General features: G+C 60.6%; 15 protein-coding genes. 10 read left to right on the top strand and 5 right to left on the bottom strand.

The features are described 5' to 3' along the window. Positions 1-2256: a formate C-acetyltransferase gene (gene pflB, locus ABLU73_RS03480; RefSeq protein ID WP_348850086.1), complete on the top strand. Its 2256-nt coding sequence runs from the start codon at positions 1-3 to the stop codon at positions 2254-2256. A gap of 90 nt (positions 2257-2346) precedes the next feature. Here pflB and ABLU73_RS03475 read toward each other — a convergent pair whose 3' ends face one another. Beyond that, on the bottom strand, positions 2347-2493 hold the full coding sequence (locus tag ABLU73_RS03475) for a hypothetical protein (RefSeq protein WP_032425919.1): 147 nt from the start codon (positions 2491-2493) through the stop codon (positions 2347-2349). Between the two features lie 289 nt (positions 2494-2782). On the opposite strand from ABLU73_RS03475, the gene ABLU73_RS03470 reads away from it, so the two are divergent. The 5 genes from ABLU73_RS03470 to ABLU73_RS03450 all read left to right on the top strand — a co-directional run bounded on the left by ABLU73_RS03470 (position 2783) and on the right by ABLU73_RS03450 (position 7749). After that, positions 2783-3841, top strand: a complete 1059-nt coding sequence (locus ABLU73_RS03470) for a branched-chain amino acid ABC transporter substrate-binding protein (protein WP_025999207.1) — start codon at positions 2783-2785, stop codon at positions 3839-3841. Between the two features lie 109 nt (positions 3842-3950). Then, positions 3951-4865: a branched-chain amino acid ABC transporter permease gene (locus ABLU73_RS03465; protein ID WP_017899862.1), complete on the top strand. Its 915-nt coding sequence runs from the start codon at positions 3951-3953 to the stop codon at positions 4863-4865. Positions 4866-4874: 9 nt separating this feature from the next. Further along, positions 4875-6161 (top strand): high-affinity branched-chain amino acid ABC transporter permease LivM, encoded by a 1287-nt coding sequence (gene livM, locus ABLU73_RS03460; RefSeq protein WP_264924605.1) that lies wholly within the window; start codon positions 4875-4877, stop codon positions 6159-6161. Next, positions 6158-7033, top strand: coding sequence for an ATP-binding cassette domain-containing protein (locus ABLU73_RS03455; protein ID WP_004203255.1), 876 nt, complete (start codon positions 6158-6160; stop codon positions 7031-7033). The genes livM and ABLU73_RS03455 overlap by 4 nt, the downstream gene beginning before the upstream one ends. Beyond that, the gene (locus ABLU73_RS03450; protein WP_032456283.1) at positions 7030-7749 is read left to right on the top strand and encodes an ABC transporter ATP-binding protein; all 720 of its coding nucleotides are present in this window, start codon (positions 7030-7032) and stop codon (positions 7747-7749) included. The genes ABLU73_RS03455 and ABLU73_RS03450 overlap by 4 nt, the downstream gene beginning before the upstream one ends. 5 nt (positions 7750-7754) lie before the next feature. Here the strand turns inward: ABLU73_RS03450 and ABLU73_RS03445 are convergent, their stop codons facing one another. Beyond that, positions 7755-8648: a LysR substrate-binding domain-containing protein gene (locus ABLU73_RS03445; protein WP_004203253.1), complete on the bottom strand. Its 894-nt coding sequence runs from the start codon at positions 8646-8648 to the stop codon at positions 7755-7757. A gap of 283 nt (positions 8649-8931) precedes the next feature. On the opposite strand from ABLU73_RS03445, the gene pckA reads away from it, so the two are divergent. Further along, complete coding sequence (pckA, locus tag ABLU73_RS03440) at positions 8932-10575, top strand: phosphoenolpyruvate carboxykinase (ATP) (RefSeq protein WP_053810212.1); 1644 nt, start codon at positions 8932-8934, stop codon at positions 10573-10575. A gap of 49 nt (positions 10576-10624) precedes the next feature. Here pckA and ABLU73_RS03435 read toward each other — a convergent pair whose 3' ends face one another. Beyond that, complete coding sequence (locus tag ABLU73_RS03435) at positions 10625-11101, bottom strand: GNAT family N-acetyltransferase (RefSeq protein ID WP_004203250.1); 477 nt, start codon at positions 11099-11101, stop codon at positions 10625-10627. A gap of 99 nt (positions 11102-11200) precedes the next feature. Between ABLU73_RS03435 and ABLU73_RS03430 the strand changes: the two genes are divergently transcribed. The 3 genes from ABLU73_RS03430 to ABLU73_RS03420 all read left to right on the top strand — a co-directional run bounded on the left by ABLU73_RS03430 (position 11201) and on the right by ABLU73_RS03420 (position 14576). Further along, positions 11201-12133 carry a LysR family transcriptional regulator gene (locus ABLU73_RS03430; protein ID WP_264924629.1) on the top strand — a complete coding sequence of 311 codons (933 nt, stop codon included), beginning with the start codon at positions 11201-11203 and terminating at the stop codon, positions 12131-12133. Positions 12134-12459: 326 nt separating this feature from the next. Next, complete coding sequence (locus ABLU73_RS03425; RefSeq protein WP_004203248.1) at positions 12460-13755, top strand: MFS transporter; 1296 nt, start codon at positions 12460-12462, stop codon at positions 13753-13755. A gap of 11 nt (positions 13756-13766) precedes the next feature. Beyond that, the gene (locus tag ABLU73_RS03420; protein WP_025999205.1) at positions 13767-14576 is read left to right on the top strand and encodes a substrate-binding domain-containing protein; all 810 of its coding nucleotides are present in this window, start codon (positions 13767-13769) and stop codon (positions 14574-14576) included. On the opposite strand, the gene ABLU73_RS03415 is transcribed toward ABLU73_RS03420, so the two are convergent. Continuing rightward, on the bottom strand, positions 14551-15450 hold the full coding sequence (locus ABLU73_RS03415; RefSeq protein WP_017899856.1) for a LysR family transcriptional regulator: 900 nt from the start codon (positions 15448-15450) through the stop codon (positions 14551-14553). The two genes, ABLU73_RS03420 and ABLU73_RS03415, sit on opposite strands and share 26 nt — an antisense overlap. Before the next feature lie 114 nt (positions 15451-15564). Further along, entirely contained in the window at positions 15565-16047 is a 483-nt protein-coding gene (locus tag ABLU73_RS03410; protein ID WP_004203243.1) for a cold shock domain-containing protein, read from the bottom strand. Positions 16048-16185 lie beyond the last annotated feature (138 nt).

The raw sequence follows: 16185 nt of genomic DNA, 5'->3' as shown, positions 1-16185 counted from the left end.
ATGAAAGTAGATATCGACACCCACGACGCACAATACGCCGACGCCTGGCAGGGCTTTCGCGGTACGGCGTGGCAAACGCAGATTAACGTTCGCGACTTTATTCAGCATAACTACACCCCTTACGAGGGCGATGAGTCTTTCCTCGCCGACGCGACGCCGGCCACCACCGCCCTCTGGGAGCAAGTGATGGCCGGGATCCGCGTCGAGAACGCCACCCATGCGCCGGTGGATTTCGACACCAATGTCGCTACCTCCATCACCGCCCACGCGGCGGGCTATATCAACCAGCCGCTGGAAAAGATCGTCGGCCTGCAAACGGACCAGCCGCTGAAGCGCGCTCTGCATCCCTTTGGCGGCATCAATATGATCAAAAGCGCCTTCGAGGCCTATGGTCGCGAAATGGATCCTGACTTTGAGTATCAGTTTACGGCGCTGCGCAAGACCCACAATCAGGGCGTTTTTGACGTCTATTCCCCGGATATGCTGCGCTGCCGTAAATCCGGGGTGCTGACCGGGCTGCCGGACGGCTACGGTCGCGGACGGATCATCGGCGATTACCGCCGCGTGGCGCTGTACGGCATTCGCTTTCTGGTCCGCGAACGTGAGCTGCAGTTTGCCGACCTGCAGCCAGCCCTGGAGCGCGGCGAGGCGCTGGAGGCCACCCTGCGCCTGCGCGAAGAGCTGGCCGAACAGCGGCGCGCGCTGCTGCAGATGGAGGAGATGGCGGCCCGCTACGGCTGCGATATTTCCCACCCGGCGCGCACTGCCCGTGAGGCGGTACAGTGGCTCTACTTCGCCTACCTGGCGGCAGTGAAGTCGCAGAACGGCGGCGCCATGTCGCTGGGGCGCACGGCCACCTTCCTCGACATCTATATTGAACGCGATCTGCGCGCCGGCTTACTGAATGAGGAGCAGGCCCAGGAGCTGATTGACCACTTCATCATGAAGATCCGCATGGTGCGTTTCCTGCGCACCCCGGAATTTGATTCGCTGTTCTCCGGGGATCCCATCTGGGCGACGGAAGTGCTGGGCGGCATGGGGCTGGATGGTCGCACCCTGGTCAGCAAAACCACCTTCCGCTATCTGCATACCCTGCACACCATGGGCCCGGCGCCGGAGCCCAACCTGACCGTGCTCTGGTCGCAGGCGCTGCCGGTGGCGTTTAAAAAATACGCCGCCCGGGTCTCTATCGCCACCTCGTCGCTGCAGTATGAGAACGACGATCTGATGCGCAGCGATTTCCACAGCGACGACTACGCCATCGCCTGCTGCGTCAGCCCGATGGTCATCGGCAAGCAGATGCAGTTCTTCGGCGCCCGCGCCAATTTGGCCAAAACGTTGCTCTACGCAATTAACGGCGGGATGGATGAGAAACTGAAGATCCAGGTGGGGCCGAAAACCGCGCCGCTGCGCGATGAGGTGCTGGACTACGACACCGTGATGGCCAGCCTCGACCACTTTATGGACTGGCTGGCGGTGCAGTACATCAGCGCGCTGAACATCATCCACTGCATGCATGATAAATACAGCTACGAGGCGGCGCTGATGGCCCTCCACGACCGCGACGTTTACCGCACGATGGCCTGTGGCATCGCCGGCCTGTCGGTGGCGGCGGATTCGCTGTCGGCAATAAAGTACGCCCGGGTGAAGCCGGTACGCGATCATCACGGGCTGGCGGTGGACTTTGTCATTGAGGGGGATTATCCGCAGTATGGCAACAACGACGATCGCGTCGATGCCATCGCCTGCGACCTGGTGGAGCGCTTTATGCGCAAAATTCAGGCGCTGCCCACCTGGCGCCAGGCGGTGCCGACCCAGTCGATCCTGACCATCACCTCCAACGTGGTGTACGGGCAGAAAACCGGCAACACGCCGGACGGACGTCGGGCGGGGACGCCGTTCGCCCCGGGTGCCAATCCGATGCATGGCCGCGATCGCAAAGGGGCGGTGGCGTCGCTGACCTCGGTGGCGAAACTGCCGTTTACCTACGCCAAAGATGGCATCTCGTACACCTTCTCCATCGTGCCGGCGGCCCTCGGCAAAGCGCCGTCGGCGCAGGAAAATAACCTGGTGGGGCTGCTGGACGGCTACTTCCATCACGAGGAGACGGTGGAGGGGGGACAGCATCTCAACGTCAATGTGCTGAACCGGGAAAAGCTGCTCGATGCGATAGAACATCCGGAGCAGTATCCGAATCTGACGATCAGGGTCTCCGGCTATGCGGTCCGCTTTAACGCGCTGACCCGCGAGCAGTAGCAGGATGTGATCTCCCGAACGTTCACCAGCCAACTCTGAGCGGCCGCCGGGCCACAGGGGAGCCCTTAACGGGCTCTCCTGTTATCATCTTCACATTACCGCAACAAAATAATCACCACTGTTGATCATATTCGCATTTTTGCACCACGCTGGCGCGCAGCGAGCGCTAACTGCATCTATGTTTAGCTCACGGGCCGGTACGGATACCGCGTTGTCCGGCTCGCCACGTGATGGCAACCAATCTCCTGACCTGAAAGGGAATGCGCCCTTGCCGGATGCGGCACGGGTTGCCGTCGCGTGCGCACCGACCGGGGCGTCCGCTCTCCGGCGCGCCCTCTCTACCTGGCGGGATTTTTGCTTCTTCCACCCTGGCCGTCCTGGCGCTGCGCCTGCGTCGGCACCACACGGTAAGTGATATTTTCTGCGTCATTCCATGACGCCAGGCTCTAAATCGCTGAGGAATATCCGAATGTCTTTGAAACTGAAAACAATGACGCTTCATGTTGTGATAGCAGGTTGTATGAGCATGGCCTTTTACGCCCAGGCTGACGTGAAGATCGGCGTCGCCGGGCCCTTCACCGGCCCCAACGCTACCTACGGCGCCCAGTACTGGAAAGGGGCCTCGCAGGCGGTGGCTGATATCAATGCCGCCGGCGGCATCAAAGGCGAAAAAATTGTGCTGGTGCAGGGGGATGACGCGTGCGAACCGAAACAGGCGGTAGCGGTGGCTAACCGGCTGGTGGACGAAGCGAAAGTCTCCGCCGTGGTGGGGCACTTTTGCTCTTCCTCAACGATGCCAGCCTCCGAGGTGTATGACGAAGCCGGGATCCTGACCATTACCCCCGGCTCCACCAACCCACAGATCACCGAGCGCGGCATGAAGGATCTCTTCCGCATGTGTGGTCGCGACGATCAGCAGGGGGCGATTGCCGCCAACTATATGCTGGACGTGCTGAAGGCGAAGAAAATTGCCGTCATCCATGATAAAGACACCTATGGCCAGGGGCTGGCCGATGCCACCCGCGCAGCGCTTGCGAAGCGGGGCACCAAAGAAGTGTTGTACGAAGGCCTCTCCCGCGGTGAAAAAGACTTTAACGCCCTGGTGACCAAGATCGGCGCCCTCAAGCCGGACGTGGTCTACTTTGGCGGCTGCCACCCTGAGGCCGGCCCGCTGGTGCGCCAGATGCGCGAGCAGGGAGTGCAGGCTAAATTCTTCTCCGGCGACTGTATCGTCACCGAGGAGCTGGTGACGGCCGCCGGCGGGCCGCAGTTCACCAACGGCGTGCTGATGACCTTTGGTCAGGACCCGCGCACCCTCCCGGAAGGCAAAGCGGTGATCGAGAAGTTCCGCGCCAGCGGCTTTGAGCCAGAAGGCTATACCCTCTACGCCTACGCCTCCATTCAGGCTATTGCCGCGGCCTGGAACGCCGTCGGCACCGATAACGCCAAAGCCAGCGACTGGCTGAAGAACCACGACGTCGAGACGGTGATGGGCAAGAAAGCCTGGGATGGCAAAGGCGACCTCAAGGTGTCCGACTACGTGGTCTATCAGTGGGATGACAAGGGCAAATATCACCAGCTCTGATCGGCCACGACCTGAGGACGTTCTGTCCTTTTGACTTGCGAATCGTCACATGACGGCGGTCGACCGGGTACCCATCCCGGCGGCCGTCGGCCTGGCGGCTGGAGGGGCTATGACGGCGTTTTTTCTACAACAACTGATCAATGGGTTGACGCTGGGGGCGGTGTACGGCTTAATCGCCATCGGCTACACCATGGTGTATGGGATCATCGGCATGATCAACTTCGCCCACGGCGAGGTGTATATGGTCTCCGCCTACCTGTGCGCCATCGGCCTGGCGCTGCTCTCTTTCTTCGGGATCCACTCCTTTCCACTGCTGATTTTCGCCACCCTGGTGTTCACCATCGTGGTCACCGGCGTGTACGGCTGGGCGATCGAGCGCATCGCCTACCGGCCGCTGCGCAACTCGACGCGCCTGGCGCCGCTGATCTCGGCTATCGGGATGTCGCTGATCCTGCAGAACTATGTCCAGCTGAGCCAGGGGCCGAACCAGCAGGGGATCCCGACGCTGCTCAGCGGCGCGCTGCGGATGACGGTGGGCGATGGGGTGGTGCAGATCACCTGGACCAAGGTGTTTATTCTCGTCGCGGCGCTGGCGGGGATGCTGATCCTGACCTGGATTATTCAGTACACCCGGCTGGGGCGCATCTGCCGTGCCACCCAGCAGGACCGGCGCATGGCGGCGATCCTTGGCATCAATACCGACCGGGTGATCTCCCTGGTGTTTGTCATCGGCGCGGCGATGGCCGGCCTGGCCGGGGTGCTGGTGACCATGAACTACGGCACCTTCGACTTCTACATCGGATTTATTATCGGCATCAAAGCCTTCACCGCCGCGGTGTTGGGCGGGATTGGCTCGCTGCCGGGCGCGATGCTGGGCGGACTGCTGCTTGGGGTGGCCGAAGCCCAGTTCGCCGGGCTGGTGAATTCGGATTACAAAGATGTCTTTTCCTTTGCGCTGCTGGTGGCGATCCTGATTTTTCGCCCGCAGGGGCTGCTGGGTCGTCCGCTGGTGGCCAAGGTCTGAGGGGGCTCTATGGGTGAACTGACGCGCCAGCCTGCGCGGGAAATCAAAAGCGCGCTGATCGACAGCGTGCTGGCCGGTCTTTGCGCATTAATTGTCTTTGGCCCGATCGTCGGCGTGGTGCTCAAAGGGTATGGCTTTACCCTCGCGCCCGCGCGGGTGGCGATCCTGGTGGCGGTGGTGATGGCCGGCAGGCTGGCGCTCAGCCTGCTGCTGCAGAGCCACAGGGGAAAAGCCTTTATTGCCCGCTTTGAGGGGACGGATGACGGGGTGTACGTCCGGCCGCCGGGCTACCGCTCGCGGCTGCGCTGGATAATGCCGATGCTGGTGGGCCTGGCCATTGTCTTTCCGTTTCTCGCCACAAAATATCTGCTGACCGTGGCCATCCTTGGGCTGATCTACGTTCTGCTTGGCCTGGGGTTAAATATTGTGGTGGGCCTCGCGGGGCTGCTCGATCTGGGCTATGTGGCGTTTTACGCCATCGGCGCCTACGGCCTGGCGCTGGGCTACCAGTACCTCGGGCTCGGCTTCTGGGCGATGCTGCCGCTGGGGGCGGTGATGGCGGCCCTCGCCGGGGCATTGCTTGGCTTTCCGGTGTTGCGCATGCATGGCGACTACCTGGCTATCGTCACCCTCGGCTTTGGCGAAATTATCCGCCTGGTGCTCAACAACTGGGTGAGCTTCACCGGCGGCCCTAACGGCGTACCGGTGCCGTCCCCTACGCTGTTTGGCCTCGAATTTACCCGCCGGGCTAAGGATGGCGGCATCCCCGTCCATGAGTTCTTCCACGTCAGTTACAACCCCAACCTGAAATTCATCTTTCTCTACGCCGTGCTGTGCCTGGTGGTGATGCTGGTGCTGCTGGTGAAGCATCGCCTGACGCGGATGCCCATCGGCCGCGCCTGGGAGGCGCTGCGCGAGGATGAGATCGCCTGTCGGGCGATGGGGCTCAACCACGTGCTGGTCAAGCTCTCGGCGTTTATGCTCGGCGCGTCGACCGCCGGCATCGCCGGGATGTTCTTCGCCAGCTATCAGGGATTTGTTAACCCGACGTCGTTCACCTTTTTTGAGTCGGCGCTGATCCTGGCGATTGTGGTGCTGGGAGGAATGGGCTCCACCCTGGGGGTGGTGCTGGCGGCGTTTGTCCTGACGGTCACCCCGGAGCTGCTGCGCGGGTTTGACGAATATCGCGTGCTGCTGTTTGGCGTACTGATGGTGATGATGATGATCTGGCGGCCGCGCGGCCTGGTGCGCACCAGCCGCAGCGGGGTAGCGTGGCGAAAAGGAGTCGCGCCATGACCGACAGCATCTTACGCGTTGAGCATCTGATGATGCATTTCGGCGGCATCAAAGCGCTGAATGACGTCAATCTGGAGGTGGAGCGGGGGTCGATCACCGCCCTGATCGGCCCCAACGGCGCGGGCAAAACCACGGTTTTTAACTGCCTGACCGGCTTTTATCGGGCGACGGGGGGGAGCATCGTGCTGCGGGCGCGGGAAAAGGTCACCGATGTCATTCAGGTGCTGGGGCAAAAGCTTCACCCGGACGATTTTCTCCACCCGGCGCAGCTGGGGCGGCGGATCTATTACAAGATGTTCGGCGGCACCCATCTGGTGAACCGCGCCGGCCTGGCGCGTACCTTCCAGAATATTCGCCTGTTCCGCGAGATGTCGGTGATTGAGAACCTGCTGGTGGCCCAGCATACCCAGGTTAACCGCCATCTGCTGGCCGGGATCCTCAATACTCGCGGCTATCGGCAGGCGGAGAGTCAGGCGCTGGATCGCGCTTTTTACTGGCTGGAGGTGGTGGATATGGTGGACTGTGCCAACCGTCTGGCGGGAACGCTTTCCTACGGACAGCAGCGGCGGCTGGAGATCGCCCGCGCCATGTGCACCCGCCCGGAGATGATCTGTCTGGATGAGCCGGCGGCCGGACTCAACCCGGTGGAAACCCAGGCGCTGAGCCGGATTATCCGCTTTCTGCGTCAGCAGCACGGCATCACGGTGCTATTGATCGAACATGATATGGGGATGGTGATGGAGATTTCGGATCATATCATCGTGCTCGACCACGGGGACGTCATCGCCCGCGGCGCGCCGCAGGCGATCCAGGCCAACGCCAGCGTGATTGCCGCCTATCTTGGCGCTGAGGAAGAGGAGACCCGCCGATGAGCCAGCCACTGCTTGCCTTTGATGAGGTGGATGTCTTCTACGGGCCGATCCACGCCCTGAAGCAGGTCTCCCTCACCGTCAACGAGGGGGAGACGGTGGCGCTGATTGGCGCCAACGGCGCCGGTAAATCAACGCTGCTGATGTCGGTCTTCGGCCAGCCGCGCATTGCCGGCGGGGAGATTTTCTATCGCGGGGAGGCGATCAGCCGGAAATCGACCCACTTTATCGCCAGCAACGGCATCGCCCAAGCCCCGGAAGGGCGGCGCATTTTTCCCGATATGACCGTCGAGGAGAATCTGCTGATGGGGACCATTGCCATCGGCAACCGCTATCAGGCCGAGGACAAGGCCCGGATGTACCAGCTGTTCCCCCGGCTGGAAGAGCGGCGGGGACAGCGGGCGATGACCCTCTCCGGCGGCGAGCAGCAGATGCTGGCCATCGCCAGGGCGCTGATGAGCCGGCCGCGCCTGCTGCTGCTGGATGAGCCGAGCCTGGGGCTGGCGCCGCTGGTGGTGAAGCAGATATTTCAGATCCTGCGCGAGCTGACGGCCCAGGGAATGACGCTGTTTCTGGTGGAGCAGAACGCCCGCCATGCCCTCAACCTGTCGGACCGCGCCTATGTGATGGTGAACGGTCAAATCCGCCTGAGCGGTAGCGGCCAGGCGCTGCTCAACGACCCGGAGGTGCGTAAGGCGTATCTGGGGATCAGCGGCTGAGAGAGTTAATCCTGCGCTTCGTTACGGGTTTTAATGTGCTGCCAGAAACGTTCGGCGGCCTGGTTAAGCCGCGAGCCGGAGCGGTAGAGCCAGGCGCCGATCGGCAGCGACAGGCTCTCATCGAGGATCGTCAGTCGGCCTTCGTCCAGCTCGCGCTGAATAGAGTACTGCGGCAGCCAGCCCACGCCGTCGCCATTGAGGATCATGCGCTTGAGCAGCTCGCTCATGGAAGAGACAAAGGTGAGGGAGAAGGTGATCTCCGGCGTGCGGTCGATCACCTGGTTCACCTGGCGCCCCATATAGCTGTCGTTGGCGTATTTCATCAGCGGCAGCACGCCGCGATGTAAATGAAACAGCGGCCGGCCATGTTCGTCGCAGGGGGAGACCAGGTGTAGGTAAGAATCAAAAATTTTATGATTAATAAACGGATAGTTCATTAATTCTTCATTATAGAAGGAGAGGATAAAATCGCTTTTACCCTCTTTCAGGTTAAATACGGCGTCGTTGACGTTAATCGATTCAACATGAAAAGTCTTATTTTTACGGTCGGTGTAACCGGCGATAATTTCCGGCAGCAATAACACCGACAGCGAAGGGGCGGCGTCGATTCTTATTTTTTGCGTGGTGTTATTTAAACCTTTAATACGGCTGATCTGAAAATCCATATCGTCGAGCATATTTCGCGCATAGCCGACAAAAATTTTCCCGCGGTTGGTCAACTGCAGGGGGTTGGCGCTGCGGTCGAAGATGCTGAATCCGAGGGAAGCCTCCAGCGACTGGATGCGTCGGCTGAACGAGGACTGGGAGATATTGCGGGCTTTGGCCGCCAGGGTAAAGCTGCGTGACTCCTCGAGAGCAATCACATCATACAGCCATTTAACTTCCAGATTTGCCAACACCGATCCAGTCCTCAAAAACGCAATAAAGGCTATGCAATTTTAGCATAGCGCATAGAAACTATGCAATTAACATAATTATCGACAGGTGTTAACATTTTTTGGAAAGTTGAGATTTATGAATGCGTATCGGCGACCCTACATGAGCACGATATGAAATCGCGACTCACGGTTATTTATTGCTTTATTTCATTGCCCCGGAATTATCTTATTCAATAGCGGGCGACGAAGACGAAAGCAATGAATAACCCAGGCCTCTTACCTTAAATAGTTTGTCAGGAGTTCCATGTCACAACAAATTGAATCAGTAAAAATGGCTCTGCAGGAGCTGGGGATTAATGCAAGCGGCGAATTGTTTTACAACCCTGATTACGATTTGCTTATTGCACATGAAACCTCCCCTGAGCTGACCGGCGCGGCCCGCGGCGTGATGACCGACTCTGGTGCTGTGGCAGTGGATACCGGTATCTTCACCGGCCGCTCGCCGCGCGATAAATATATCGTCAGAGACGAGCAGACTCGCGACACCGTATGGTGGGCTGACTCCGGCCTCGGCCGCAATGACAATAAGCCATTATCGCCAGACGTGTGGCGCAGCCTGAAAAGCCTGGTCGCCGGCCAGCTGAGCGGCAAAAAACTGTACATCATCGACGCCTGGTGCGGCGCCAGCCCGGACACCCGCCTTGGCGTGCGCTTCGTTACCGAGGTGGCGTGGCAGGCCCACTTTGTCAAAAACATGTTTATCGTGCCGAGCGCCGACGAGCTGGCCAGCTTTACGCCAGACTTCGTGGTGCTCAACGGCGCCGGCTGCACCAATGCCAACTGGCAGGCGCAGGGCATGAACTCCGAGAACTTCGTCGCCTTTAACCTGAGCGAGCGTATTCAGCTCATCGGCGGCACCTGGTACGGCGGCGAAATGAAAAAAGGGATGTTCTCGGTCATGAACTACCTGCTGCCGCAGAAAGGCATCGCGTCGATGCACTGCTCGGCCAACCGTGGCGAAGCAGGGGACGTCGCGCTGTTCTTCGGCCTCTCCGGTACCGGCAAAACCACGCTGTCCACCGACCCGCATCGTCAGCTGATTGGCGATGACGAGCACGGCTGGGACGATGACGGGGTGTTTAACTTCGAAGGCGGCTGCTACGCCAAGACCATTAATCTCGACCCGCAGGCGGAGCCGGAGATTTATGGCGCCATCCGCCGCAATGCGCTGCTGGAAAACGTGGTGGTGCGCGCCGACGGCAGCGTGGATTACGCCGACGGCAGCAAAACCGAGAATACCCGCGTCTCCTATCCGCTGTCGCATATCGACAATATCGTCAAGCCGGTGTCCCGCGCAGGCCATCCGTCGAAGGTCATTTTCCTTGCCGCTGACGCGTTTGGCGTCCTGCCGCCGGTCTCCCGTCTGACCACCGAGCAGATGCAGTACCATTTCCTGTCGGGCTTCACCTCGAAGCTGGCGGGCACCGAGCGCGGCATTACCCAGCCGACGCCGACCTTCTCCGCCTGCTACGGCGCGGCGTTCCTGCTGCTTCACCCGACCCAGTACGCCAGCGTCCTGGCGGCGAAGATGGCGGAATCCGGTGCGGAAGCCTGGCTGGTCAACACCGGCTGGAACGGCGAGGGCAAACGCCTGTCGCTGCGCGATACCCGCAGCATCATCAGCGCGATCCTCAACGGCACCACCGGCCCGCTGCGCGATGAGGCGATCCCGGTGTTCAATCTTGCGATCCCGCAGAGCATTCCGGGAGTCGACAGCGCGGTGCTGGATCCGCGTAATGGCTGGAGCTCAGCGGATAAGTGGCAGGAGAAGGCGGAGAGTCTGGCTCAGCTGTTTATGGATAACTTTAAGCAGTACAGCGATACCGAAGCGGGCGCGCGTCTGGCGCTGGCCGGTCCGCAGCTGCAGAATAGCGCGGTCGAAGCCTGATCCGCGGCCAGCAGGTCGACGCCTGGCGCCGACCTGCTGGCGAGCCGCTTTACTCCGCAAAGGCCCGCAGCGCATCGCCTGTGAGGCGATAACGCACCCACTCATCCTGCGGCTGCGCGCCAATGCTCAGATAGAAATCAATCGCCGGCTGGTTCCAGTCGAGCACGCTCCACTCCAGACGCCCGCACTGACGCTGTACAGCATATTGCGCGATGGTTTTCAGCAGCGCTTTTCCGGCGCCGATCCCGCGATAGTCGGGGGTCACGTACAGATCTTCCATATAGATGCCATTGCGGCCAAGCCAGGTGGAGTAGCTGGTGAAGAACACGGCGTAGCCCACCGCTTTGCCCGCTACTTCGCAGATCAGCGCCTCAGTTTTGCTGCTGCTGGCAAACAGCGTCTCTCTGATCTCCTCTGCCGTCGTCACCACCTCTTCGGGGGCTTTCTCGTAGACCGCGAGTTCATAAATCATGTCGTAAATGGCGGTGGCGTCGTCCGGGGTGGCCTGGCGGATCGTGATGCTCATGGGTCGTCCTGTCTGAATGGTATCAAGGAAAGCAACATTGCTGACCCAGAGCATAAGCGGTATTGTGAAAAGAATTAAGTGCAATGAAATCAGCAAATGATGAATATTATGCATCCAGTCCTGCGCCGGATTGACCTCAACCTGCTGCCGGTGTTTGACGCGGTCTATCGCTCCCGCTCGGTGCGCCTGGCAGCGGAAGAGCTGGCGATGAGCACCTCGGCGCTGAGCCATGCGCTCTCCCGGCTGCGCAGCGCCCTCAACGACCCGCTGTTCTATCGCGAAGGCCACCGGATGTGTCCCAGCGTCTATGCCAGCCAGCTGGCGCCCTCTATCGCTTCGGCGCTGAAATTTCTCAATCAGGAGCTGACGCCGCCGGCGGCGTTTGTGCCGAGCGCCAGCACCGACTGCATGCAGATTGCGATCACCGATTTCACCGCATTCTGCGTCTTTCCGACGCTGATGCACCGCCTGCAGCGGGAGGCGCCCGGGCTGCGGTTTGAGCTTCGTTATCTGCCTCATAGCCCGGCGCTGACCGAGCTGCTGGCGGGCGAGGTCGACCTGGCTCTCGGGTTCAACACCCCTGACGAGCCAGCCCATCCCGATCTTGAGGAGATCAACTGGCTGCGGGACGAATATGTGGTCATCAGTCAGGCTGACCGCACGGCGCTGACCCTGGACGCCTATCTTGCGGCCCGTCATCTGGTGGTAACCCCGTGGAATGAGCGGCAGGGGGTGCTGGACTGCGAGCTGGAGCGGCAGGGCTATTCGCGGCAGGTGGCGGTGAAAACGCCCTCGATGCTGAGCGCCCCCTTTATTATTGAGCAGAGCGATCTGCTGATGGCGCTGCCCCGGCGGGCGGCGGAGACGATGGCCCGCGCCGCCCGGCTGACCATTTACCCGCTGCCGTTTCCGGTTCCCCCGTTTGACGTCAAGATTTACGCCCATAAACGCAGTGGGAAACGCGAGGCCACCCGCTGGCTGATCTCCCTGTTGCAGACGCTGGGGAACGTCGCCGCGGCGCCGGCGCCCTGAGGCCACATCCAGGTTATTAACCTATCGCCGCTGCGCATCGCGTTAACCGTCCCGGACCGGGCATGTCTTATACCGTCGGGGGCGCAACCGCGTACCCTGGCCTCGGTCACAAAACGGAAAACTCACATTTTCATCTCCACCACCGATGCTGAGGGTACAGAAAGTGTTAAATGATTGTATATAAAAGTAATGTTAATTAGCTAAATGTTATTTATGCGTAAATTGCATCAATGGATGCGTTTATTACGCTTATTTCATACCGGGTTCTGTTTCAGTCTTCAGCAACAGGCGCGCGACAACGCGTGGATAACAAACTGGAGACCTGCATGCATTCGACAACCTCACTGATGAGTACCCGTGATCGGCTCGGCGCCATTCTGCGCGTCACGTCCGGTAACTTTCTCGAACAGTTCGACTTTTTCCTGTTCGGGTTTTATGCCACCTACATCGCACATACCTTTTTTCCGGCCAGCAGTGAATTCGCCTCGCTGATGATGACCTTTGCGGTCTTTGGCGCCGGCTTTCTGATGCGGCCCATCGGCGCCATCGTGCTTGGCGCCTATATCGACAAGGTAGGGCGGCGCAAAGGGCTGATTGTGACCCTGACGATCATGGCCACCGGCACCTTCCTGATCGTGCTGATCCCCTCTTACCAGACCATTGGCCTGTGGGCGCCGTTGCTGGTGCTGATCGGCCGTCTGCTGCAGGGCTTCTCCGCCGGCGCTGAGCTGGGCGGGGTATCCGTCTATCTGGCCGAGATCGCCACCCCGGGCCGCAAAGGGTTTTACACCAGCTGGCAGTCGGGCAGCCAGCAGGTCGCCATCATGGTGGCGGCCGCGATGGGCTTTGCCCTCAACGCCGTACTGGAGCAGAGCGCCATCAGCGACTGGGGATGGCGTATTCCGTTCCTTTTTGGCTGCCTGATCGTGCCGTTCATTTTTGTGCTGCGCCGTAAGCTGGAGGAGACTCAGGAGTTTACTGCCCGCCGCCATCACCTGGCGATGCGCCAGGTGTTCGCCACCCTGCTGGCGAACTGGCAGGTGGTCATCGCGGGGATGATGATGGTGGCGATGACCACCACCGCGTTCTACCTGATCACTGTCTATGCGCCGACCTTTGGCAAAAAAGTGCTGATGCTCAGCGCCTCTGACAGCCTGCTGGTCACGCTGCTGGTGGCGATTTCCAACTTCTTCTGGCTGCCGGTGGGTGGGGCGCTGTCCGACCGCTTTGGCCGCCGACCGGTGCTGATTGCCATGACGCTGCTGGCGCTGGCTACTGCCTGGCCTGCGCTGACCATGCTGGCGAACGCGCCGAGCTTTTTGATGATGCTGAGCGTGCTGCTGTGGCTGTCGTTTATCTACGGCATGTACAACGGGGCGATGATCCCGGCGCTGACCGAAATTATGCCCGCCGAAGTGCGCGTGGCAGGCTTCTCGCTGGCCTATAGCCTGGCGACCGCGGTGTTTGGCGGCTTCACGCCGGTGATCTCCACGGCGCTGATCGAATATACCGGTGATAAAGCCTCCCCTGGCTACTGGATGAGCTTTGCCGCCGTCTGCGGTCTGCTGGCCACCTGCTACCTCTATCGCCGCAGCGCCGTCGCGCTGCAGACGGCACGTTAATCAGGGAGAGGATGATGCGTAAAACGACAGGAACCCTGCTGGCCACGCTGCTGCTGGCTGCCACCGGCGGCAGCGCGCTGTCCGCTGAGGTCACCGTGATGATCTCCGGCGGCTTCAAAGCGGCGCTGGAAAAGCTGGCCCCGGCGTGGGAAAAACAAACTGGCAACCATCTCGTGGTGATCCCCGGCCCGTCAATGGGGAAAACGCCGCAGGCGATCCCTAACCGCCTGGCGCGGGGCGAACACGCGGACGTGGTGATTATGGTCGGCGACGCGCTGACCAGCCTTGAGAAAGCGGGCCGAACGCAGCCGGATTCGCGCCGGGAGCTGGCCGACTCGCCCATCGGCGTGGTGGTGAAAGCGGGAGCGCCGCTGCCGGCCATCCGCAGCGCAGACCAGCTGCGGGCGGCGCTGCTGGCTGCCCCGTCGGTCGCGTACTCCGACAGCGCCAGCGGACGCTATGTCAGCTCGACGCTGTTCCACCGCCTGGGCATTGATGAGGCGATGCAGAGCAAAGCGCAGATGGTGGAGCGTATTCCGGTGGCCTCGGAAGTGGCGAAGGGACGTTATGCGATCGGTTTTCAGCAGGTGAGCGAACTGCTGCCGGTGCCCGGCGTAACCTTCGTCGGCGAACTGCCGGATAACCTGCAGTACATCACCCGCTTTGCCGGGGCGGTGACCGTCAGCGCCGACCACCCGCAGGAAGGAAAGGCGCTGCTGACCTATCTGGCCTCACCGGCGGCGCAGGAGACCATCCACGCCACCGGTATGCGAAGCGTGGCCGCCGCTGCGCCGGTCAGCCAGAAGGATACTGTTCAATAATCAGCTTCTCCAGCTCTGCCGCTACGTAGGACTGAATACGGCCGCTGAGGCGGATCAGGCCTACCGTGCGGGTGACCACCGGATCAGTGAGCGGCACGGCGCGGAGAACGGAATGCTCCCCAGCGGGCATTGACATCGCGGGTACGGCGGCAATGCCGATGCCCGCTTCCACCATCCCCAGCATCGTGGTGACGTGGCGGGTTTCGCAAATGCTTGGCCGCGCCGGCGTCAGATGCGCCAGCTCCCGGTCGAGCAGCGTCCGGTTGCCGGAGACCCGATCGAGGCCAATATAATCCTGTTCAAAATATGCCTGCCAGCTGAGGTGCGTCCTGCCTGCCAGCGGATGGTCATGCCGACAGGCGGCGACATAGCGGTCGTCGGCCAGCGGGGTGAATTCGATGCTGGCCGGCAGGTTTTTGGCAAAGCAGAGCCCAAAGTCAGCCTGTCCGCTGCTGACCGCCTCGATCACATTCCCGACGCTGCTGTCAATCAGCCGGATACGCACCTGGGGATAACGCGCCTGAAAGCTGCGGATGATGTCCGGCATAAAGTAGTAGGCGGCAGAGGGTACCGTCGCCACCGTCACCAGCCCGGTGCGCGCCTTGCTGACCTGGCTGATATCCGCCAGCACCGTCTCGACGTGGGCCAGCAGCTGCTCTGAACGTTCGGCAAAATTCTGTCCATACAGCGTAAGGGTCACGCGGCGGGTGGTGCGCTCGAACAGCCGGTTGCCCAAGGCGGTCTCCAGCTTTTCGATGCGCCGGCTGAGGGCCGACTGCGACAGGCAAATGGATTCTGCGGCCAGCCGAAAGCTGCCATACTCCATCAGGGCGCGAAAGGCATAGAGATCGTTGAAGTCAAAATTTACGGGCATGGCGGCGGCATCCTTATCGGCTGTCTGACGCCTCGCCCCGTCCGGTGAGGGGCGATGGCGACGAAAATCGGCTCGGCAGGTGACTGGGCGCGCGGCTGACCGCACGCCGGGTCGTCAAACCTTGAGCAGTTTTACCGTGGCATCGATATCGATTTCGTCTTCCGAGAAGATCAGGGTTGTCCCCTGAAAGGTGGTGATCGCCAGCTTTTTCACCGAGCGCATCTCTCCCGGCTGCACCGTGGATTTTGGCCGGATGCTGTTCATCAGCAGCCCGACCGACAGCACCGCGTTTTCTTTATCCACGCGGGTCTCGACCGGCTCTTCTTCCCGGTAAACCACATAGGACTTGATGGAGGTCAGCTTCAGCCGCTCGCCGGCGATATAGATATATTTGCTCTCCGGAATGACCTTGACCGCGTAGGCCGACAGCCCTTTATTGTTGGTGGTTGGTTCGAAAGTCACCGCCGCGTCTTTCTTGATGAGATCGGGATTGGCGACCTTAATCACATGAAAATACCGGTTTTCGCCGTTTTCATCTTTGATAAATCCAAAACCTTTATCTTTAAACCACGTTGTGATTGTTCCGTTCATCGCCATTACCGTTCTTACTCGTTGGTTAACTCAAATTTTGCAGCGCGCAGTGTAAAGCACATTGCCTGCGCAGACCATGCCTTTACGATAAGTGTGGGTGATAAATGACACCGCCGCGAGGGCGGATCGTGCGCCAGCGTCGTA

The organism is Klebsiella sp. GG_Kp175 (genome assembly GCF_040062325.1).
Taxonomy (GTDB): Bacteria; Pseudomonadota; Gammaproteobacteria; order Enterobacterales; family Enterobacteriaceae; genus Klebsiella; species Klebsiella quasipneumoniae.
Note: the sequence above shows the minus strand (reverse complement) of the source record. Positions and strands in the feature narration are given on the sequence as shown.